At 38.1% G+C, this 21,463-nt stretch carries 18 protein-coding genes; 14 read left to right on the top strand and 4 right to left on the bottom strand.

Going from position 1 to position 21,463, the window contains the following annotated elements; genetic code table 11:
- Position 1 precedes the first annotated feature (1 nt).
- A complete protein-coding gene (locus ACFIMG_RS04020; protein WP_375678961.1) occupies positions 2-1,411 on the top strand; it encodes an FAD-binding oxidoreductase in 1,410 nt (469 codons plus the stop codon).
- Between the two features lie 144 nt (positions 1,412-1,555).
- Complete coding sequence (locus ACFIMG_RS04025) at positions 1,556-2,083, top strand: DUF6101 family protein (protein WP_375628324.1); 528 nt, start codon at positions 1,556-1,558, stop codon at positions 2,081-2,083.
- A gap of 1,084 nt (positions 2,084-3,167) precedes the next feature.
- Here the strand turns inward: ACFIMG_RS04025 and purD are convergent.
- On the bottom strand, positions 3,168-4,442 hold the full coding sequence (gene purD / locus ACFIMG_RS04030) for a phosphoribosylamine--glycine ligase (RefSeq protein WP_375678962.1): 1,275 nt from the start codon (positions 4,440-4,442) through the stop codon (positions 3,168-3,170).
- Between the two features lie 90 nt (positions 4,443-4,532).
- Between purD and ubiA the strand changes: the two genes are divergently transcribed.
- Positions 4,533-5,537 carry a 4-hydroxybenzoate octaprenyltransferase gene (ubiA, locus tag ACFIMG_RS04035; RefSeq protein ID WP_375628320.1) on the top strand — a complete coding sequence of 335 codons (1,005 nt, stop codon included), beginning with the start codon at positions 4,533-4,535 and terminating at the stop codon, positions 5,535-5,537.
- A gap of 237 nt (positions 5,538-5,774) precedes the next feature.
- On the opposite strand, the gene pdxH is transcribed toward ubiA, so the two are convergent.
- Positions 5,775-6,398, bottom strand: coding sequence for a pyridoxamine 5'-phosphate oxidase (gene pdxH / locus ACFIMG_RS04040; RefSeq protein WP_375611119.1), 624 nt, complete (start codon positions 6,396-6,398; stop codon positions 5,775-5,777).
- Between the two features lie 326 nt (positions 6,399-6,724).
- Between pdxH and ACFIMG_RS04045 the strand changes: the two genes are divergently transcribed.
- The 8 genes from ACFIMG_RS04045 to ACFIMG_RS04080 all read left to right on the top strand — a co-directional run bounded on the left by ACFIMG_RS04045 (position 6,725) and on the right by ACFIMG_RS04080 (position 15,352).
- Positions 6,725-7,630 carry a DnaJ C-terminal domain-containing protein gene (locus tag ACFIMG_RS04045; protein WP_375678963.1) on the top strand — a complete coding sequence of 302 codons (906 nt, stop codon included), beginning with the start codon at positions 6,725-6,727 and terminating at the stop codon, positions 7,628-7,630.
- A gap of 127 nt (positions 7,631-7,757) precedes the next feature.
- Positions 7,758-8,576 (top strand): enoyl-ACP reductase FabI, encoded by an 819-nt coding sequence (fabI, locus tag ACFIMG_RS04050; protein WP_273787904.1) that lies wholly within the window; start codon positions 7,758-7,760, stop codon positions 8,574-8,576.
- Between the two features lie 148 nt (positions 8,577-8,724).
- Entirely contained in the window at positions 8,725-9,813 is a 1,089-nt protein-coding gene (gene aroC, locus ACFIMG_RS04055) for a chorismate synthase (RefSeq protein WP_375634294.1), read from the top strand.
- A 15-nt stretch (positions 9,814-9,828) separates the two neighbouring features.
- The gene (gene ribB, locus ACFIMG_RS04060; protein WP_375678964.1) at positions 9,829-10,932 is read left to right on the top strand and encodes a 3,4-dihydroxy-2-butanone-4-phosphate synthase; all 1,104 of its coding nucleotides are present in this window, start codon (positions 9,829-9,831) and stop codon (positions 10,930-10,932) included.
- Between the two features lie 7 nt (positions 10,933-10,939).
- On the top strand, positions 10,940-11,194 hold the full coding sequence (locus ACFIMG_RS04065; protein ID WP_375611123.1) for an exodeoxyribonuclease VII small subunit: 255 nt from the start codon (positions 10,940-10,942) through the stop codon (positions 11,192-11,194).
- Between the two features lie 240 nt (positions 11,195-11,434).
- On the top strand, positions 11,435-13,342 hold the full coding sequence (gene dxs / locus ACFIMG_RS04070) for a 1-deoxy-D-xylulose-5-phosphate synthase (protein ID WP_375678965.1): 1,908 nt from the start codon (positions 11,435-11,437) through the stop codon (positions 13,340-13,342).
- A 16-nt stretch (positions 13,343-13,358) separates the two neighbouring features.
- Complete coding sequence (locus tag ACFIMG_RS04075) at positions 13,359-14,102, top strand: TlyA family RNA methyltransferase (RefSeq protein ID WP_375678966.1); 744 nt, start codon at positions 13,359-13,361, stop codon at positions 14,100-14,102.
- The gene (locus ACFIMG_RS04080) at positions 14,099-15,352 is read left to right on the top strand and encodes a class I SAM-dependent RNA methyltransferase (protein WP_375678967.1); all 1,254 of its coding nucleotides are present in this window, start codon (positions 14,099-14,101) and stop codon (positions 15,350-15,352) included. The genes ACFIMG_RS04075 and ACFIMG_RS04080 overlap by 4 nt, the downstream gene beginning before the upstream one ends.
- Before the next feature lie 559 nt (positions 15,353-15,911).
- Here ACFIMG_RS04080 and tldD read toward each other — a convergent pair.
- Positions 15,912-17,336 carry a metalloprotease TldD gene (gene tldD / locus ACFIMG_RS04085; protein WP_375678968.1) on the bottom strand — a complete coding sequence of 475 codons (1,425 nt, stop codon included), beginning with the start codon at positions 17,334-17,336 and terminating at the stop codon, positions 15,912-15,914.
- Between the two features lie 110 nt (positions 17,337-17,446).
- The gene (locus tag ACFIMG_RS04090; RefSeq protein ID WP_375611128.1) at positions 17,447-17,986 is read right to left on the bottom strand and encodes an invasion associated locus B family protein; all 540 of its coding nucleotides are present in this window, start codon (positions 17,984-17,986) and stop codon (positions 17,447-17,449) included.
- Between the two features lie 343 nt (positions 17,987-18,329).
- Here ACFIMG_RS04090 and cyoE point away from each other — a divergent pair, with 343 nt between their 5' ends.
- From cyoE to ACFIMG_RS04105, 3 genes are all read left to right on the top strand, one after another.
- Positions 18,330-19,265, top strand: a complete 936-nt coding sequence (cyoE, locus tag ACFIMG_RS04095) for a heme o synthase (protein WP_375613023.1) — start codon at positions 18,330-18,332, stop codon at positions 19,263-19,265.
- Positions 19,266-19,447: 182 nt separating this feature from the next.
- Positions 19,448-20,503 (top strand): 4-hydroxy-3-methylbut-2-enyl diphosphate reductase, encoded by a 1,056-nt coding sequence (ispH, locus tag ACFIMG_RS04100; protein ID WP_375678969.1) that lies wholly within the window; start codon positions 19,448-19,450, stop codon positions 20,501-20,503.
- A complete protein-coding gene (locus ACFIMG_RS04105) occupies positions 20,503-21,462 on the top strand; it encodes a homoserine kinase (RefSeq protein WP_375678970.1) in 960 nt (319 codons plus the stop codon). The genes ispH and ACFIMG_RS04105 overlap by 1 nt, the downstream gene beginning before the upstream one ends.
- Position 21,463 lies beyond the last annotated feature (1 nt).

Consider the following 21,463-nt stretch of genomic DNA (forward strand, 5'->3'; position numbering starts at 1 on the left):
CATGGAGCAGGAATTAATTGAAGGGTTTAGGGAAATTGTTGGTGCTAAGCATGCTATAACGGATCAAGCTTTGATTGCACCGTATTTGCTTGAAGAGCGTGGGCTTTTTCATGGAAAAACACCTTTACTTTTACGTCCATCTTCTTGCGCAGAGGTCTCATCGATTATGCAGTTAGCGAGCAAAACGCGCACACCGATTGTGCCACAGGGTGGAAATACAGGGCTTGTGGGGGGACAACAACCAGATGAAGGAGGAGGGAGCGTACTTTTATCCATGGAGCGATTAAATAAGATTAGAGCTATAAATCTTGAGGGAAATTTTGTTGTTGTAGAGGCTGGTGTTATTTTACAGGATTTACAGAAAAAAGTGGATGAATCAGGTCGTTTTTTCCCTCTTTCTTTGGCATCTGAAGGTTCTTGCCAAGTAGGAGGAAATCTTTCGTCGAATGCTGGAGGGACAGCTGTTTTAGCTTATGGCAATATGCGTGATCTTTGTCTTGGTTTAGAAGTTGTTTTACCGGATGGGCGTATTTTAGATGATTTGCGTTTTGTTAAAAAAGACAATAGCGGTTATGATTTAAAAGATCTTTTTATTGGTGCAGAAGGCACATTGGGAGTTATAACCGCAGCCGTTTTGAAGATGTTTCCAAAAATAAAAGGAAAAGCTGTTGCTTTGGTGGGATTATATAGTCCGGCGAAGGCCTTAGAGTTTTTATCTCTGGCTCAAGAATATGGAGGAGGGATGTTGACAGGTTTTGAGCTCATGGGAAATCTCAGTTTGCAAATGGCTTTAGATTATAAGATGTGTGAGAAGCCTCCTCTTCAGCGGAAACATGAATGGTATGTATTAATGAACATTTCATCGTTGCAAGGCAATGATAAGGCGTTATCGGTATTGAGTACTATTTTAGAAGAAGCTTTAAAGAATGCGGTGATAGAAGATGCTGTTGTTGCGCAATCTTTAAAACAGCAAGATTTTTTTTGGCAATTACGAGAAAGTATATCATCAGCACAAAAGTTAGCAGGAGGGTCCATTAAGCATGATATTGCAATCCCACTTGCTTCTATTCCTGATTTTATTGCTGAGGCAGCGCTCATTGTTGAAGATATTGCTCCAGGAGCACAGGTGATTTGTTTTGGACACATGGGCGATGGAAATTTACATTATAATATTACACAACCTGTAGGAGCTGATACGACAGTGTTTTTGCAGTTATGGTCAACAATGAATCATCGCATTCATAGTTTAGTGGTGGACTATAGAGGTGCATTTTCTGCTGAGCATGGAATTGGTCAGCTTAAGCGCGAAGAACTTCGTTCTTTTAAATCGCCTGTCGCATTGGATATTATGCAAGGGATTAAAAAAACACTCGATCCTTTAGGGATAATGAATCCTGGAAAAGTATTATAATTCAAGAATGGTGATCATGCATTTTTGTTTAGATTTTAATAACCAAAAAAGAAACCAGTTGTTTTTTATTCAAACTTTTAATAATCCAATGAGAAAAAGCTGCTAAAGGGTGTATGTTATTTAAGATAAATTGGGATAATGTATATGGCTAATCAATGCTTTAATCAGGCAAAAGCGGTGCTTGAATTTCGGTTAGATCCGTGCCATTTGCCACAAACGACGACATATTTTTCATCCAAAACGGGTAATCAGGTTATTTGTTCGTTAAATGAGCGTGGTGTTTCTTTTAAAACGGATATGCCTTCAAGCTTATCGCATTTAATACCCCCTTATCATTTTCAAGGAATTGCAGCACGTACTGTAAAAACGCGTTCAGGAGAAAGAGCTGTTGCATTAGAATTACTTCATGCCGATGAGGAAGCTTGTATACCGCTTTTGGTTTCCAGAGATTTGAATAATGTTCTTCTGGATTGGCGGTTATGGGCGGATACTTATGGCCTTCCCATGCTTATGATCAATGAAGATAATCGCATTCTGGTTGTAAAAGATCGTTCTGATTTACATCGATTTTTTGGTACAACAGCACATTCTAAACAAAAGCATTTTTTACTTCGTTATAGCAATCCGTTAGGCTTGCGTTTGGTGATTGCGAATCGAATTGCACTCCAGTAAATTAACATGCATTCATTTTTGTACGACCGTCAGCATTTATCTTGTTGTGCTGTAAAACATCGTTGTTTGGGGAGGTAACATAAGGCATGTAAACTTCACACATGAAGTGTTTTTAGAAGATATGGCGAATATTCTTAAGTTTGCTTGTAGGTCTTTGTGTAAGTGCAGCATATGAGTGGGAAGCAAGAGGAACCCGCTTAATGAGAATTCAGACCTTTACAGACGGGATTTGGTGTGACTTTTGGTTCTTGAAAACAAAGAGAAAGTCAATGATTGTAAATGAGAGTTTTTTGACACCATACATTGGCAGCAGGAATCGATGATGTAAAACGCTTTTTTCAGAGAGGTAAAAACGGTTTTCATAACAATAGAAACTGTTTTTTTGTGGTATAATTTTGGGTTTTTGCCACATTATTAAAAACACCAGAAGATTACTGGAAGTGTTTTTGAATTTTTTTTATAAATCATTTCTCCATGTTGAATGAAAGCTTTGAATATTGCAGAATATTCTTATTTCATCTCTCTTTTATAATCAAAATCATTTAGATAGAAAGGGTTATCGTAAAATTGAGAATTGGAAAATACAATGATGGTATAGGTTTTTATTTTTATTCCAGAAAGCTGGCAGAATGGATTTATACTATTTGCAGGTAGTGTCGTAAAATGGGATGATAAGCATGAGAGATATTGTTTAAGAATTTGTATGTGAATAACATAACTATCTTTTTTGGGCATTTCATTTTTCGTAAAAGCGGAATTTCACTAAAAACGCGATAAATAAAAGAAATAATAGTATATACGTTTTTCCTCAGGATTTTATAAGAAAGAAAGTGTTTATAAAAATGATGAGAAAATGCGTTTAAAGTAAAGACAACAGTAAAATGATTATTTTATATTACATCTTCAGATTCAGAAAATTTTCCTATTTTATCATGAGTAGATATCCTATTTACAATATTTGATTGTTCAAAGGAAAGCACACTTATTTTTTCAAAATTATGGTCAACGTAAAACAGTGAGAAAATTTTTGTATCATGCTCTTATATAAAATAATAAAATCGTAAAAAAAGAATATTCAAAGGATTTAATTTTCTCGCGCAACGGCTCTCCATCCGATATCTCGACGAACAAAACCTTCTGGCCAATCAATACAATCAACAGCTTCATAAGCACGTTTTTGTGCATGCGTAATCGTTTTTCCTGTTGCAGTTATATTGAGTACACGTCCACCATTTGCAATGAGTTCTCCATCACGCAACACTGTACCAGCTTGAAAAACTTTCACATCGGGAAGAGTGTTTACTTGATCAACGTTACGGATAACAGTACCTTTTTGGGGAGAGTCTGGATAACCACTAGCAGCCATAACAACGGTGAGAGCTGTTTTTTCAGACCACCGAAGAGGCTTATTTTCAAGTTTTCCTTGAGATGCAGCAAGAAAAATTGGCAAAATATCATCTTTGAGGCGCATCATTAAAACTTGACATTCAGGATCACCGAATCGTACGTTAAATTCAATTAATTCGGGTCCTTTTTGCGTTATCATTAATCCGACGAAGAGAATACCTTTAAAGGGGGCGCCCATTTCTTTCATGCTTTTTAAAGCTGGTTCAACAATTTCTTTGAGAGTACGATTCACTATTTCTTGGGTCATGATGGGCGCTGGTGAATAAGCACCCATACCACCGGTGTTTGCTCCAGTATCCCCATCACCTACACGTTTATGATCTTGAGCAGATCCAAAAGGAAGAGCAACTTTACCATCACAAAGGCAGAAGAAGCTTGCTTCTTCACCTTCAAGAAAAGATTCTACAACAATTTTGTTTCCTGCATCTCCAAATGTACTTTTGAAGCAGGCATCAACTGCGTTAAACGCTTCTTCCATAGTTGTTGCAACCACGACACCTTTGCCAGCTGCTAAGCCATCAGCTTTAATAACAATGGGAACATCTTGTTGCTGAATGTAAGCTTTAGCTTTAGAGGCATCATTAAAGCATTGGTAACTTCCTGTAGGAATGTTATTCTTCCGACATAAATCTTTTGTAAAGGCTTTTGAACCTTCTAGTTGAGCAGCTTTTTGAGTAGGACCAAATACACAGATGTTAGCGCTATTAAGAGAGTCTGTTATACCCGCCACCAAGGGTGCTTCTGGTCCTACAATTACAAGATCAATAGAATGTGCCTTACAAAAATCAATAACAAGGGGATGGTCATCAATGTTTAAATTAATATTTTCACCAAATTCTGTTGTTGCAGGATTTCCAGGAGCACAATATAACTTTGTTAGCAGTGGTGATGCTGCTATTTTCCATGCTAAAGCATGTTCTCGTCCACCTGAGCCAATAAGAAGAATATTCATTGCTTGCTCCTCTCATAAAAGATAATTAATCTCATCCCCTTCTCATAAGAATGAAATGTCTCTATCGCAAGACCAAAGGTAAATCATTTGATGAAAAAAAATAAAAATATCGCGCATGTTCAGTCCTATGATAGCCAAGGACGGGTTATGGATGCATCTTCCAAACAATGGGTCTACAGCTTCCTTCCCCGTTCTTTATGGTTTTATGCGCAATTGGCGCGTTGGGATCGACCTATCGGTTGGCAATTGTTGATGTGGCCTTGTTTTTGGTCAACAACAATGGCTTTTTTCTCTTATAACATGCATTACGATACTCTTTTATCAATGTTTCTTCATTGGGTTTGGTATCTTTTTCTTTTTTTTCTGGGATCTATTGCTATGCGAGGGGCAGGATGTACTTGGAATGATCTTATTGACCATAAAATTGATGCTCAGGTAGAAAGGACACGTTCTCGCCCATTGCCAACAGGTCATGTGAGTCGGTTTCAAGCGAGAGTTTTTATCCTTGTGCAATGTTTTGTTGGTTTAGTCGTTTTATCACAATTTAATAGGTTTAGTTTTTTTCTAGGTATTTCGTCATTGATAGCTGTTGCATTTTATCCTTTTATGAAACGCGTAACATATTGGCCGCAGTTTTTTTTAGGCGTTGCATTTAATTGGGGGGCATTAATGGGGTGGGCTGTTGTCTTTGGAAGTTTAAGCTGGGCACCAATCTTGCTTTATGTGGGATCAATTTTGTGGACCATAGGATACGACACAATCTACGCACATCAAGATAAAGAAGATGACATTACTGTTGGTGTCCGTTCTACGGCTCTTCTTTTTGGTAAAGCAACCAAGCGTGCTTTAGTATTTTTGTATGGTGGTTTTGTGATGTTCGTTAGTCTAGCATTTTATTTAGCTGGAGTTCCTGTTCTTAGTTTTTTGGGGATTTTTGTGGCAAGTATCCATATGTTTATTCAAATTAAAGTCATTGATATAGATGACAGTTCACAATGCCTCAGGCTTTTCAAATCTAATTCGCTTATTGGTTTTGTGATTTTTGCTGGTTTAGTATGTGGGGGTATATGGATGATATTTTATCCTGCGGTCTAAAAATAAGTTAGCTAAAATCATAGTTTCTACTGAATACAGTATGTTTTTTTTAATAAGCTTGTTGCTAATCTATTTTTAAGCAATACAGTAGAAAATATCACCAATTAACCTTTACAGTGAAAATAAAATTCTTCTATTTAAATAAAATAAATCATCTTCTTTTAGAATTTTTCGAATAAAAAATATTTGTTTAATTGTTGCGAAGAAAAAATCTTCATAACGATGAAGTTTGAAGGATTAGGGATAAAGTTTTTGTCTTTTCCAATCGCTGTGTTCAACACAATCCCGTGTAAAAAGCAAACGATCATGTAAACGAAATGGGCGATCGCACCAGAACTCTATAGAAAGGGGTTTAACACGAAACCCAGACCAATAAGGTGGTCGTGGAATATTGCCTAGAGCATAACGCGCAGTATATTGAGCAATTGCTTTTTCGAGCACAAAACGATTGTCTAAAGGTTGAGATTGTTTAGAGGCCCATGCACCAATTCGACTACCACGTGGTCGCGATTGGAAATAGGCATCGGCTTCCTGTTGACTTACTTTTTCAACGATTCCTCTAATTCTGACTTGACGACGGAGTGATTTCCAATGAAAACCTAAGGATGCTTTCATTGATTTTAAAATTTCTTGTCCTTTACAGCTTTCATAATTGGTATAGAAGACGAATCCTTGGGGACTGTAGTCTTTGAGGAGAACCATACGAACATTAGGGAGTCCTGTTTCGTCAACTGTTGCTAATGCCATAGCATTCGGATCATTTATTTCACTTATCGTTGCCTCTTCAAGCCACTTTGCGAAAAGTTCAAAAGGTTTTTGCATTTTCATAAAATGATCATCTGTTGGTATTTTTGTGCTCATAGTTTCTCCAAATATCAGTGAGCATGGGTGAGGCATTTTCTCATTTACTTTATCATCAAGGCGTTACAGTACTATTTTTTCTTATTTTCAAAAAGCCAATGCTATCGTGTATTTCTATGGTAGTTTAATTATTTTTTACTTTAGCATAGACTACAAGGAGCTATATTAAATAAATGTCTCATTTTATCTGGTATTTTAGTTTATTGATAGACATATAAAGAGAAAAGAAGAAATTATTCTCTAGAATAGACTAATGAAGCTATAAGGGATATTGAACAACGTATCAGTTGATATTTTGAAAACGAAGAAATTGAAAAGAGGGCAATATGCGTGATCCCTACACGATTCTGGGTGTGGCACGTACCGCAAAATCGCAAGAGATTAAATCGGCATTTAGAAGATTAGCGAAGAAATATCATCCAGACCATAATAAAGATGATACAAAGGCTAAAGAGAAATTTGCTGAAATTAATCAAGCCTATGAAATTATAGGTGATAAAGATAAAAAGGCACAATTTGACCGCGGTGAAATTGATATGGAAGGAAAACCGCTTTATCAAGCCTATGGTGCTGGTGAAAATTTTAGCAATAAACAAAATCCCTTTTCAAGAAGAGCAAAGGGATTTGATTTTTCCTCTTCAGGTGGTGCAAGTTTTGATGCGAGTGATATTTTTCGGGATCTGTTTGGAGGAGGAGGTAGCTTTTCGAATTCCACACACTATAACCGTCCCCAACAAGGAGCACATGTTCGTGCTAATCTTGCCATAACATTAGAGCAGATGGTTGGCGCAGAAAAGGTGGAAGCTGTTTTTCCAAATGGAAAAAAGTTAAAAATTAAACTGCCAGATTATATTGAAGACGGACAGACTATTCGTTTAAAAGGTCAGGGAGAAGAGGTACCTCACGGGCAAGCAGGAGATGCGTTAATAACCATTCAGATTCAAAAACATCCTCGTTTTCGGGTTGAAGGAAGAGCACTCCATCTTGATTTACCAGTTTCTCTTAAACATGCTGTTTTGGGAGCAAAAGAAGAAGTTGAGACGTTGGAGGGGCGTGTGGTTTTAACGATTCCTGCGTGGTCAAGTTCTGATCGCGTTTTACGGTTGAAAGGGAAAGGGCTTCGTTTAAAAAATGGTACAAGAGATGATCTTTATGTGCATGTTCGCATTATGTTGCCGGGAGATGAAAATGCCGCCGCACTAGAACAGTTTTTGCAAATGCAACAAGATTAATTTTAAAAATTTTATATATAAAAGCGTAGTTTTTGTTTGATTTTAAACCAATTGCTTGAAGAAAAAGTTGACCTGTGTCATAGGCAGGTGAATAATACTAATTTTAAGTAACAATGGGGCAGTGCTGATGGCTAAGGGTAATGGTTTATTGTACGGTAAGCGTGGTTTAATTTTGGGGTTGGCCAATAATCGCTCCATCGCTTGGGGAATCGCTAAAGCGGCAAGTAGCGCAGGGGCAGAGCTTGCTTTTACCTATCAGGGTGAAGCAATGAAAAAGCGTGTCGAGCCTTTGGCTGAAGAATTAAAGGGATTTGTTTGTGGACATTGTGATGTTTCTGACAGTGTCTCTATTGATACGGTCTTTAGAGAAATAGAGAAGAAATGGGGAAAACTTGATTTTTTAGTTCATGCTATTGGTTTTTCTGATAAAGATGAATTAAGTGGTCGTTATATTGATATCAGCGAATCAAATTTTATGATGACCATGAATATTTCCGTTTATTCCCTAACAGCTCTAACGAAGCGTGCAGAAAAATTGATGCCAGATGGTGGTTCAATCTTGACACTAACCTATTATGGTGCAGAAAAGGTTGTTCCCAATTATAATGTAATGGGGGTTGCCAAAGCCGCTCTTGAAGCGAGCGTGAAATATTTAGCGGTAGATTTAGGTCCCCAAAATATTCGTGTTAATGCTATATCTGCTGGACCAATTAAAACGTTAGCGGCTTCTGGTATTGGTGATTTTCGTTATATTTTAAAATGGAATGAATATAATGCTCCATTACGTCGTACGGTAACAATTGAAGAGGTTGGTGATTCTGCGCTTTATTTTCTTTCAGATTTGTCTCGTTCTGTTACCGGTGAAGTCCATCATGTCGATTCGGGTTATAATATCATAGGTATGAAGGCAGTTGATGCACCAGACATTTCTGTCGTTAAAGAATAAAGTTTGGTTTATAAGATTTTATTAGACAGCAGTAATTTGACCAAATTTAAGGTGTCCAAGAGTATTTGGGAGAAAAGAGCTGTTTTGTGTATAGCACACAACATACGTTATCGTTGTATATATTTGACAGAGAAATGGATCTTTTTTCATGTCGCATAATACATTTGGTCATTTGTTTCGTGTAACAACATGGGGTGAAAGTCATGGTGCTGCTCTTGGTTGTGTCATTGATGGTTGTCCACCTGGAATTATTTTTACTCTTGCAGAAGTTCAAGCTTATCTTGATAAACGCAAGCCAGGACAATCAAAATACACAACGCAGCGCCGAGAACCAGATGAAGTAGAGGTCCTTTCAGGAGTTGTTGTTCAAGACGATGGAACGACATTGGTGACAACAGGTACACCAATTTCTCTGTTGATTCGAAACACAGATCAACGCTCTCAAGATTATGGAGCAATTGCTCATCAGTATCGTCCAGGACATGCGGATTATACTTATGATATTAAATATGGCATTCGTGATTTTCGAGGCGGGGGACGTGCTTCTGCACGGGAGACGGCAGCACGTGTTGCAGCAGGTGCATTTGCTCGTAAAATCGTTCCTGGTTTGATTGTACGAGGAGCAGTGATAGCAATTGGTCCTCATAATATTAATCGTGATCGTTGGGATTGGTCAGAGGTTGATAATAATCCTTTTTTTACAGCTGATGCAGAGATGGTTCACATTTTTAGTGACTATATCAGTAAACTCCGTAAAGAGGGGACATCTGTTGGTGCGGTTGTTGAGATCGTTGCAGAAAATGTTCCGGCAGGTTTAGGAGCCCCTATTTACGCAAAGCTTGATCAAGATATTGCCTCGTTACTTATGTCGATTAATGCGGTAAAAGGTGTGGAAATTGGTGATGGTTTTGCGGCAGCCCGCTTGAGGGGAGAAGAAAATGCCGATGAAATGCGAATGGGAAATGATGGAAAACCGCTTTTTTTATCCAATCATGCTGGTGGTATTTTAGGGGGAATATCGAGTGGACAGCCAATTGTTGCGCGTTTTGCTGTAAAGCCTACTTCATCAATTTTAACACCTCGTCGTTCCATTGATGTTGATGGTCATGATATAGACGTTATAACAAAGGGACGTCATGATCCATGTGTTGGGATTCGTGCCGTTCCTGTTGGTGAAGCGATGGTTGCTTGTGCTATTGCTGACCATTATCTAAGACATCGCGGTCAAGTTGGGTGATTGAAAAGGTGAACAATGGAGTATGATGAAAAAAAAATTGTTTCTGCACTTAAAGCTTTTGAACGCGGTGAAATTGTTGTGGTGACAGATGATGATGACCGTGAAAATGAGGGTGATTTAACTGTTTCTGCAGCGCATTGTACAGAAGAAAAGATGGCGTTTATTCTTCGTCACACAACAGGTATTGTGTGCACACCTATGCCAAAAAAAGAAGCAAAACGGTTTAATCTTTCTCCAATGGTACCAGATAATAACTCTGCACATGGGACACAATTTACGGTTACTGTTGATTTTAAACACGGCATAACAACAGGAATTTCAGCGCATGACCGTACATTAGCTGTACGTAATCTTGCGAATTCAAATGCAAGTGCGGATGATTTTGTTCGTCCAGGGCATGTTTTTCCTTTAATTGCGCATGAAGGGGGAGTGCTCATGCGTTCAGGTCACACGGAGGCCGCTGTTGATTTATGTAAATTAGCTAATTTGCCGCCGGTTGGTGTTATCGGTGAGTTAGTTAATGATGATGGAAGCGTTAAACATGGCGATCAGATTATGAAATTTGCGCAAGAACATCGGTTGCATATTATAACGGTTGCAGATTTAATTGCTTACCGCCAACGTAAGGAAATATTGATCAAGCATGTTGGAGAAATGCCTATTGAAACATTCGTAGGTCCCGCTATTGTTCAAAGTTATCAACTCCCTTGGGAAGTCGTTCAGCATATTGCAATTGTTTTTGGTGATGTCCGTGAGGGTGAGAATATTCCTGTGCATTTACATCATGAAAACATTATAAGTGACGTTTTTTGTCAAACTTCAGATATTATGGTGATGATGCGGCGTATGATGGAAAAAGAAAAACGTGGCGTATTTATTTATTTGCGTGAAGGATCTGTTATACAATCAACTGTTGGTATTCAAAACATGACAAGAAACAGTTCAGAAAACCATGTGCAGGCGATTGCACGCGAAGAAGAATGGCGCAAAATTGGTTTAGGATCACAAATTTTAAAATATTTAGGAATAGGCTCTGTTATTGTTTATGCTTCTAAAGAGCATCATTATGTAGGTTTGGAAGGTTTTGGAGTTCGTATATCCAGAACAGATATTTTTTGAGGTTCATATGAAAAAAGAGATACAAGAGGGGGATATTACGACCTTAAGCTTTGAGCAAGCGCTTAAGCAACTTGAAGTTATTGTCGAAAATTTGGAACGTGGCGATGTGCCTTTGGAACAATCCATTGATATTTATGAACGCGGTGAAGCGCTTAAAAAGCATTGTGAAAAACTCTTAAGAGTTGCTGAAGCTAAAGTTGAAAAAATCCAGCTTTCAGAAGAAGGTTTTCCAGAAGGAGTGGAACCACTTGATGCTAAATAATTTAAATCTTTTTGGATATTTATTGTGGGACTTAAGAGAAGCAATAACCTTAGTTTATAAACAGAAAGTTTTATTGATTTCTTTTTTATAAAATAAGTTAAAAATGAGGAAATTATAGCTCATCTCAAATAGAAAAGAGCATTTTCAGTAAAAAAGATGCAAAACTGTAAATAAAAGAGTAGAGAAGATATATTTTTATCATTGTATTTTCTTGAGTTAAGATAATAGGAAGGATTTTTTTTGTCTCAGGTCTTAACACCATTGCTTGACCGTGTTTGTTTTCCGCAAGATTTGCGGGCATTACCTGAGTCTGATTTGGTACAGTTGGCTGATGAGTTGCGGACCGCAACAATTGATGCGGTTTCTGTAACAGGTGGTCATCTTGGGGCGGGACTTGGTGTTGTTGAGCTCACTGTTGCATTACATTATATTTTTAATACACCAGAGGATAGGATTATTTGGGATGTTGGTCATCAAACCTATCCACACAAGATTTTAACGGGGCGTAGAGAAAAAATTCGCACATTACGTCAGGAGGGCGGATTATCTGGTTTTACAAAACGTTCAGAAAGTGTGTATGATCCATTTGGAGCGGGGCATTCGTCTACTTCTATTTCAGCGGGGCTTGGCATGGCGGTGGCAAGTGCTTTGAAAGCAGAGACAAGACGCAATATCATAGCTGTCATTGGTGATGGTGCAATGTCTGCGGGCATGGCGTATGAAGCAATGAACAATGCTGGTGCTTTGGATGCACGCTTGATTGTTGTTCTTAATGATAACGATATGTCTATCGCACCACCTACAGGTGCTATGAGCGCACATCTTGCACGATTAGTATCTCGTCCTTCTTATCGTCATTTGCGTGAACGCGTAAAGATGTTGAGCGAAAAATTGCCAAAGTTTTTTTTGGATAAGGCACGTCGTTCAGAGGAATTTGCGCGTGGACTTTTGGTCGGGGGAACTTTATTTGATGAGCTTGGCTTTTATTATGTTGGACCCATAGATGGGCACAATTTGGGGCATTTATTGCCTGTTTTTAAAAATGTTCGTGAATATCCTAATGGTCCTGTTTTGGTGCATGTTGTCACACACAAGGGAAAGGGATATCCACCTGCAGAAGCCTCGTCTGATAAATATCATGGTGTTAATCGTTTTGATGTTACGACAGGAAAACAGGTTAAAGCATCAAGTAATATTCTACCCTATACCAAGGTATTTTCTAAGGCTTTAATAGAAGAAGCTCGCCATGATGATAAGATTGTTGGCATAACAGCAGCGATGCCAACAGGGACGGGTCTTGATTCTTTTGCGAAAAAATTTCCTGAAAAAATGTTTGATGTTGGTATCGCTGAGCAACATGCCGTAACTTTTGCGGCAGGACTTGCTTGTGAAGGGTATAAGCCTTTTGTTGCAATTTATTCTACTTTTTTACAGCGTGCTTATGATCAAATTATTCATGATGTATCAATTCAAAAATTACCGGTACGTTTTGCTATTGACCGAGCAGGTTTTGTGGGGGCAGATGGTGCAACACATGCTGGAAGTTTTGATATTGTTTTTTTAGCCACTCTTCCTGAGTTTGTGGTTATGGCACCTTCTGATGAGCTTGAACTGATGCATATGGTTCGTACAGCTGCAGCTTATGATCAGGGACCAATTTCTTTTCGTTATCCACGTGGTGAGGGTATTGGTATAGATTTACCGCAACGTGGTGAGTTATTAGAAATTGGAAAAGGCCGTATTCTGCGTGAAGGAAATAGGATCGCTTTGGTTTGTTTTGGAACGCGGATGTTAGAAGTATTGCAAGCTGCTGATGCGTTAGAGGCTGAAGAATTATCTACAACGGTTGCAGATGCACGGTTTGCGAAACCTTTAGATAAGGATTTGATGTGCCGTTTGGCACGAGAGCATGAAGTATTGGTGACAATTGAAGAAGGGGCAATCGGTGGTTTTGGAGCGCACATATTACAATTTTTAGCGCAAGAAGGGCTCTTGGAGCATGGTTTGAAAGTTCGTACACTAAAACTTCCTGATGAGTATTTGAATCATGGTGCACCAGAAAAAGTTCTTTCACGTATTGGGCTTGATGCTATGGGTATTGTCAACACGGTTTTTGCTGCTTTAGGCCGCGAGATTCGAACAGGATAAAAAATTCGAGTATGATATGGCTGCCAGAAAAAGGCTCGATATTCTCTTAGTTGAAAAAAACTTTTTTACAACACGTTCACGTGCACGTGATGCTGTCATGCGTCAAACTGTTAAAGTTAACGGAGAAATCGTTTTTAAAGCTGGGCAAATCGTTTTTGATGATGCAGAGATTACCGTTTGTGATCCAGCGCAGAATTATGTTTCTCGGGCAGCGTTAAAATTGATTGCTGCACTTGATGCATTTCCAATTGTAACGGACAAAGTGACAGCCATTGATGTTGGTGCATCAACAGGTGGTTTTACGCAAGTTCTCTTAGAGCGTGGAGCAGATCATGTCATTGCCGTTGATGTTGGGCATCATCAATTTGATAAACGTTTATTGGGCAACAGTGCTATAACGTTATTAGAAGGCTTGAATGTCAGAGATTTTAAACAGGAACATTTAGGTGGGCGAGAAATTGATCTTATCGTTTCAGATGTTAGCTTTATTTCGCTCAAACTTGCATTGCCTCCCGTGTTGTCTTTAGCCAAGAAGGGTGCCCAAGCTGTTTTACTGGTAAAGCCTCAGTTTGAGGTTGGTCGTAAACACTTTAGTAAGGGAGGAATATTAAGTCCATCAAGTGCTAAAGAAACTGCTGAGGCGCTTTTTGTTTGGTTAAATACACAAACAGGGTGGAGTGCAAAAGGTTTAATTTCTTCCCCTATTACAGGTGGTGATGGCAACGTGGAATATTTACTATTCGGAGAAAAACAAGAGTGAGTGACAATGTCATAATCGACCATATCGGAGCAAATGGTTATGGTACTTCTAGAACGTCTTACGGTTTCGTTTATGTTCCTTTTACTTTACCAGGAGAGTGTGCTGAAATTACTGTTCATGGAAAATATGCAACATATATAGCATTAAAAGAAAAATCATCAGAACGCATTGATACTCTTTGTCAGCATTTTGGAGAATGTGGAGGGTGTACTCTTCAGCATTGGCGTATGGATGCTTATCGCGTATGGAAACAACAATTGGTTGTTGATGCTCTTAAAAAGTATGGACTTAATAATGTTGTTGCGCCTTTAATAGAATGTAAACCTTATAGCCGACGGCGGATTACTCTAACAGCTTCCATGACCCCACAGGGGCAAAAAGTTGGTTTTAACCGCTATCTCTCTCATAAGATTGTAGATCTTGAGGAATGTCCAGTAAGCCATCCAGAGCTTATTTCTCAGTTGCATAATATCAGAGAGCTCTGTGCTTTTCTAAAGAGCTTTGCCAAGCGGTTTCATGTTACGATAACACGTGTTGAAAATGGTTTAGATGTTGCTTTAAGCGGTTGTGTTGTGCACCATGAATCACTTCGTCAGAAAATGATCAGTGCTGCTCTTTCATATGGGATTATACGTTTATCTGTTGACGGTGAAGTTTTGGTTGAACGAGAAAAACCAGAGATTTACTTTGGAGATGTCCGTGTTGAATTTCCTTCTGGTGGTTTTCTTCAAGCAACTTGCGAAGCTGAAAATATAATGGGCAATATTATTTTGACTCATTTAAAAAAAGTAAAGAATGCTGTTGATTTGTTTTCAGGGGTAGGAACATTTACCTTGCGTATGGCAAAAAAGATGAATGTTCATGCAGTAGAAAATAATGAAGATGCATTAAAAAATCTAAATACAGCAGTACGTTTTGCGACTGGTTTAAAAACGGTCACTTGTGAAAAACGTGATCTTTTCCGACATCCCCTTTCTGTAAAGGAACTTGAGTGTTTTGAGTGTGTAGTTTTTGACCCTCCACGCGCTGGTGCAGAGCAACAAGTACGTGAATTAGCGAAGACAACAGTATCTCGTGTTGTAGCAATTTCCTGTAATCCTACTACATTTGCTCGTGATTTATCTCTCCTTGTTGCAGGCGGGTATACAGTAGAAAAAATCATACCGATTGATCAATTTTTATGGTCACCACATGTCGAAATTATTGCTGTTTTGAGCAAAAAGAAAAAAAAGAAAGGTTGGAAGCTTTAGCCTAAAATTTTTTTAATGCTATGAAGATTTTTTTAAAAGTTTACCTGAGTATTATTATAAAATCTTTCCAAAATTTATCTATAATAATAACCTTTTTCTCGTTGAATTAAGAACACTGAATGTAGAAAGTGTTTTTTTCTTTTAAACTTTTTTATTATGAAATATAAAAGACAAGTTTCCCCACACAAAAAAACCACACAAAAGACTAATATCTTACGAAAAAGATGTGTCTGAATAAGCCTGTGCCGTCGTTATATTTGCCATCCCCTAATGTTTCTTAAAACTCTTGGTACTTGAGACGGCCCATAAGAGGAATCTTTAGTCTTTTCTTGTACAGTTTTTATCCATATATCTCCCCCCGCCTGTAACGTATAAACGAATGATTTTGATTGATCCAACAGACACAGATTTAAAATGAGAGAATCTTGCGGTATTCAAGGTTCTAATACAATATGAATAACGCTAGATTATCTTTATAAATCAATTCATTGTAATCTCCCCCTCACAAAATGGTCGTAATAGACGAGAAGGAGGCAATACTGGGAAGGAATGAGCAAGCTTATTCCTCTATAAGCGCAGTTCCACCGATTGTCATATTATTGATTCGAAGATGAGGTTGACCAACACCAACAGGGACATTTTGCCCTGCTTTTCCGCACATACCAATACCATTATCTAGTTTACTATCATTACCAATCATTGTGATACGTTTCATAGCATCCGGTCCATTTCCAATAAGAGTTGCACCTTTGATTGGTGCACAAATTTTGCCATTTTCTACTCGGTATGCTTCAGTACATTCAAAGACGAATTTTCCGGAAGTAATATCAACTTGTCCTCCACCAAATGAAACAGCATAGATACCACTTTTAAGTGAAGAAAGGATTTCTTCAGGTGTTTTATCTCCTCCTAGCATGATTGTATTGGTCATTCGTGGCATTGGTGCATAAGCATAAGATTCACGTCGTCCATTTCCAGTTGATTTACCTCCCATAAGCCGTGCATTAAGCCTGTCTTGCATAAAACCAACGAGTTTTCCATCTTCAATGAGAACGTTATATCCTGAAGGGGTCCCCTCATCATCGACAGTGAGAGAGCCACGGCATTGTGGAATTGTTCCATCATCAACAACTGTAACACCTTTTGCTGCAACTTGTTGTCCTAAAAGTCCAGCAAAAGCCGATGTTTTTTTACGGTTAAAGTCACCTTCTAAACCATGACCTACGGCTTCATGGAGCATAACACCAGGCCATCCGTTAGCTAAGACAACATCAAAAGATCCAGCAGGTGCTGCTTCTGCTTCTAAATTTGTTAAAGCCATACGTAAGGCTTCATCCGCGGCTTTTTTCCAATTGTCTTCATGAATAAATTGGTTAAATGCTTGTCTCCCTCCACATCCATAAAAACCATTTTCACGACGATTGCCTTCAGCAGCGATCACAGATATAGAAAGTCGCACAAGGGGACGAATATCACGAACCAAATAACCATCTGCACGTAAAATTTCAACATGTTGTAGCGAGCCGGAAAGAGAAACAGTCACCTGATGCAATTTATCATTTTTAGCACGTAAATAGGCATCAATTTTTTGCAAAAGAGCACTTTTTTCTTCAAATGATGGAGCATCAAGGGGATTATGCGGTTGATAAAGCCTTTTGTTTGTTTGTTGAGGTGCTATGCTATAAGTCCCTGCATGATTATTATAGGTAACAGCTTTAGCAGCTTCACTGGCACGTTTGAGTGCAGCAGCTGATAACTCACTAGAGTGAGCATATCCAGTAGCCTCTCCAGCAACAACGCGTAGTCCAAATCCCATATCTTGATGAAATGAGCCGTTTTTAAGCTGTCCATTATCAAATAAAAGAGCTTCGCTTTCTGTGTACTCAAGGTAAAGCTCACCATCATCAGCATGATGAAGTGTTTCCTGTATAAGTGATTGCACTTTAGAGGAAGCAATATCAAAATGATCAATCAGCGATTTCATAAGAATAATCCTATTTTTATGGGGGCTCAGAAGATTTTTATCAATCTAATTTTAAGAATCTTTCAAAATATACGATGAGATTTTGATTGTTTAAAATGTATTGATTTCATTCATGTCGGTAAGGTTGCATAGGCGTCGCCAAGACCATGAAGGTCAACAAAACCTCCAATCCCTTGTTCCGGAGTTGTAAAGATAAAATAGGTTGCCATTTTTCCTTTTAAAAAGAGCTGCAATATGTCTTCTTTAAGAAAGGCTTCAGCAACACAATTATCACCAAGACAACGACGATATTCCATTCTGCCCATATTTTTATCGTCAATTTTAATTCCAACGCCAGGACGTAATTCAACGCGAATCGGAACAAAAACACGCATCAAGGCACCTTGCTTTTGAGGAAGTTTATAAAATGTAACGCGCAAGGTAATATCTTGACGCCCTTGTGTGTGAACGTTTTGTACAACTTCACACTGCATGTTAGGTGTACCTGGTGGTAGAGAACACACTTTTGTCCATGCACCATAGGTTTGCGGAGCAGGGACATCTTGTGCATAGGGTGTTTGTGCAAATGCATGACTGATAAAACTACTATAAAGCGTGTAAAGAACAGCACCAATAAAAAAAGTTTTTTTGAGTAATTTATAAAGTATCACAGAAAATCCTATCCGACTCAACACCCACAACCATGCATAGATTTACATAAAAAATGAATTCCCCATAAAAAACCATAACACAAAATCAGTATTTACCCAAATATATTAATTCATATGATATATTTTTATGATACATTTGTAATGTGGAGAGAACGTTGATTGAAAAAATGTATTTTTATTGCCAATATTTCCATTTACTTTTAGGGGATACGTGCGAAAGAGATATTTCATATTTTCTCAAAAATACGATTGGTCTTAATGGGTCATTTCCATACGCTAGATAATATTTGTCAGATAATATTGGATTTGTGAATGACAGAAATGGAAAAGGGCTTTGAGAGGAATGTCAGTTTCAGAAGAGTTATCGGTTGTGAATGGTAAATCAACGCCACCAAAATCCGGTATTGGTGATTACATCACATTATTAAAGCCACGTGTTATGTCTCTTGTGGTCTTTACGGCTCTGGTTGGTTTGCTTGTATCGCCTGTTCCTATCAATCCGTGGTATGGTTTTTTAGCAATTTTATGTATTGCTGCTGGTGGCGGTGGTGCGGGAGCACTAAACATGTGGTATGATGCTGACATTGATGCTGTGATGGAACGGACTAAAAAGCGTCCTATTCCCATGGGTAAAATCAGCTCCCAAAAGGCATTTATTTTTGGCATGGTTCTTTCTATGCTCTCGGTATTGGTTATGGGGAGCTTCATTAATTGGTTTGCGGCATTTTTTCTTGCGTTTACGATTTTCTTTTATGTCGTTATCTATACAATTTGGTTAAAGCGTATCACACCACAAAATATTGTTATTGGTGGTGCTTCTGGGGCTTTTCCACCAATGATTGGATGGGCCGTGACAACAGGGACAGTGAGTATTGATAGCTTTTTATTATTTTTAATCATTTTTATGTGGACCCCCCCTCACTTTTGGGCTCTTTCTTTATTTTCATCTCTTGATTATGAGGCTGCAGGTATCCCTATGATGCCTAATGTACGAGGTGAACATTCAACAAAAAAACAGATTTTATTTTATACTGTTTTGATGGCATTGTGTGCTGCTGCTCCTTGCTTTACTGGTCTTGGCGGAATTTTTTATGGTATTTTTTCAACAATTTTAAGCATTATCTTTATTTATTTTGCCTATCGTTTATGGAAAGCTGATACACATAATGAAACTATTTTGATGGCCAAAAAAACGTTTTTCTTTTCGTTACTTTATTTGGCAGCTATCTTTGGAATTCTTTTGATTGAATCTCTTGTTTGGTATTTTATCGCTCTTTAGTTGCGTAAAATGAAAGAGCAAATTTTAAAAGAGCTTTTCTTCAAGAAAATGCTGTAAGAAAACACGATAGAGTGTGTTCTTATGCAAAAGATGATATTGCACGTTTTTTTACATTGCTTATTCATGTATAATAATAGGTTGTTTGAATATATAGCTAAAACTATAGAGATTAAGGATGATTTATGTCTGGACTTCCCCCTTTAACGATACGTCTTTGTGGTCCACGTGGATTTTGTGCAGGGGTTGATCGCGCTATCCAGATTGTTCTGCTTGCATTAAAAAAATATGGTGTTCCAGTATATGTTCGTCATGAAATTGTACACAACCGCTACGTAGTTGAGGGATTACAGCAACGGGGTGCTGTTTTTGTCGAAGAACTTAATGAGATTCCAGAAGAACATCGCAATCAACCAGTTGTTTTTTCTGCTCATGGTGTACCAAAATCTGTTTCAGAAGAAGCACGATACTATAATTTGTTTTATCTCGACGCAACATGTCCGTTGGTCTCGAAAGTTCATAAACAAGCGATACGACATCAACGTCATGGTCGTCATGTTATATTGATTGGTCATGCTGGTCATCCTGAGGTGATAGGGACAATGGGACAGCTTGAAGAAGGGGTTGTGACGCTTATTGAAACGATAGAAGATGCTTTGCATTATCAACCCAATGATCCAGATAAATTAGGATTTGTTACACAAACAACGCTTTCTGTTGAAGATACTGCAGGAATTATCGATATATTACAACAACGTTTTCCTACATTAGCAGCACCAGCGGCTGAATCAATTTGCTATGCTACAACGAATCGACAAGATGCGGTTAAAGCAGCGGCAAAGGGGAGTGATTTGTTTTTGATTGTTGGAGCACCAAACTCTTCTAATTCACGACGTTTAGTAGAGGTTGCCGAAAAGTCTGGTGCGCGGCAAGCTATTTTAGTTCAGCGCGCTGATGAAATTAATTTTGAAAACCTAAAATCTCTTTCTATAGTCAGTCTTTCAGCAGGGGCTTCGGCTCCTGAAATTATTATTGATGAAATTATTTCAGCATTTCGTGAGCGTTATGATGTCACAATAGAATTGGCTGAAACAGTGGTAGAAACGGAAAAATTTTTAGTGAGTCGCAAATTACGCGACGTCATTTTAACGTCTCAAGATATGGCTTTCGTTAATGGTCAAGCAAATAATGCAAAAAATGAAAATCAGAATACAGACATGTCTACAACGAAAGCAGAATAATGGCCGTTTATACAGATATTCACCCAAATGATTTAAAAGTGTTTTTAACACGTTATGCAATAGGATCACTTTTGTCTTATCAAGGTATAGAAGAGGGGATTGAAAATTCTAATTTTATGTTAGAGACAACACAAGGGCGATTTATTTTAACACTTTATGAAAAGCGTATTTCAAAAGATGATTTACCTTTTTTTTGTCGCTTGATGCAGCATTTAGGACAGCGTGGAATTCCTTGTCCTCAACCTGTTATTCAAAATGATGGAATGATGATCTGTGAACTAGCAGGACGTCCTGCTGCTATTATTACTTTTCTGGAAGGAGAGTGGATCCGCCAGCCCAATATAGATCATTGTGGCGAAGTGGGGACGGGGTTAGCACAATTACATTTAGCAGGACAGGATTTTACACTCAGTCGTAAAAATACTCTTTCTGTTATGGATTGGAAGGTATTGTGGCAACGTTGTCAAACCAAAGAAGATGCATTGTTAAAAGAATTTGGACAAAAAATTGAGTTGGAATTGGCTTTTTTACAGGAAAATTGGCCATTTAATTTACCAATAGGCATTATTCATGCAGATTTATTTAATGATAACGTTTTTTTTGTGAATCATCGTCTTTCTGGGATGATAGATTTCTATTTTGCTTGTAATGACTTTTTTGCTTATGATTTAGCGATCTGTTTAAATGCTTGGTGCTTTGAGCCTGATCATTCCTATAATCTTACCAAAGCACGTAAGTTATTGGAAAATTATCAAAAAATAAGACCATTGATCCCTTTAGAATTTGACAAGATGGTCTTATTAGCTCGTGGTGCATCTCTACGTTTCTTACTCACACGTCTATATGATTGGTTTAATACACCGCCTAATAGCTTTGTTATTAAGAAAGATCCATGGGAGTATTGGCACAAGCTTTGTTTTTTCAGTAATGTAAATTCGCTAAGTGAATTAGGTTTTTAAA

It is taken from the genome of Bartonella sp. AP11XZML (assembly GCF_042196445.1).
GTDB lineage: Bacteria > Pseudomonadota > Alphaproteobacteria > Rhizobiales > Rhizobiaceae > Bartonella.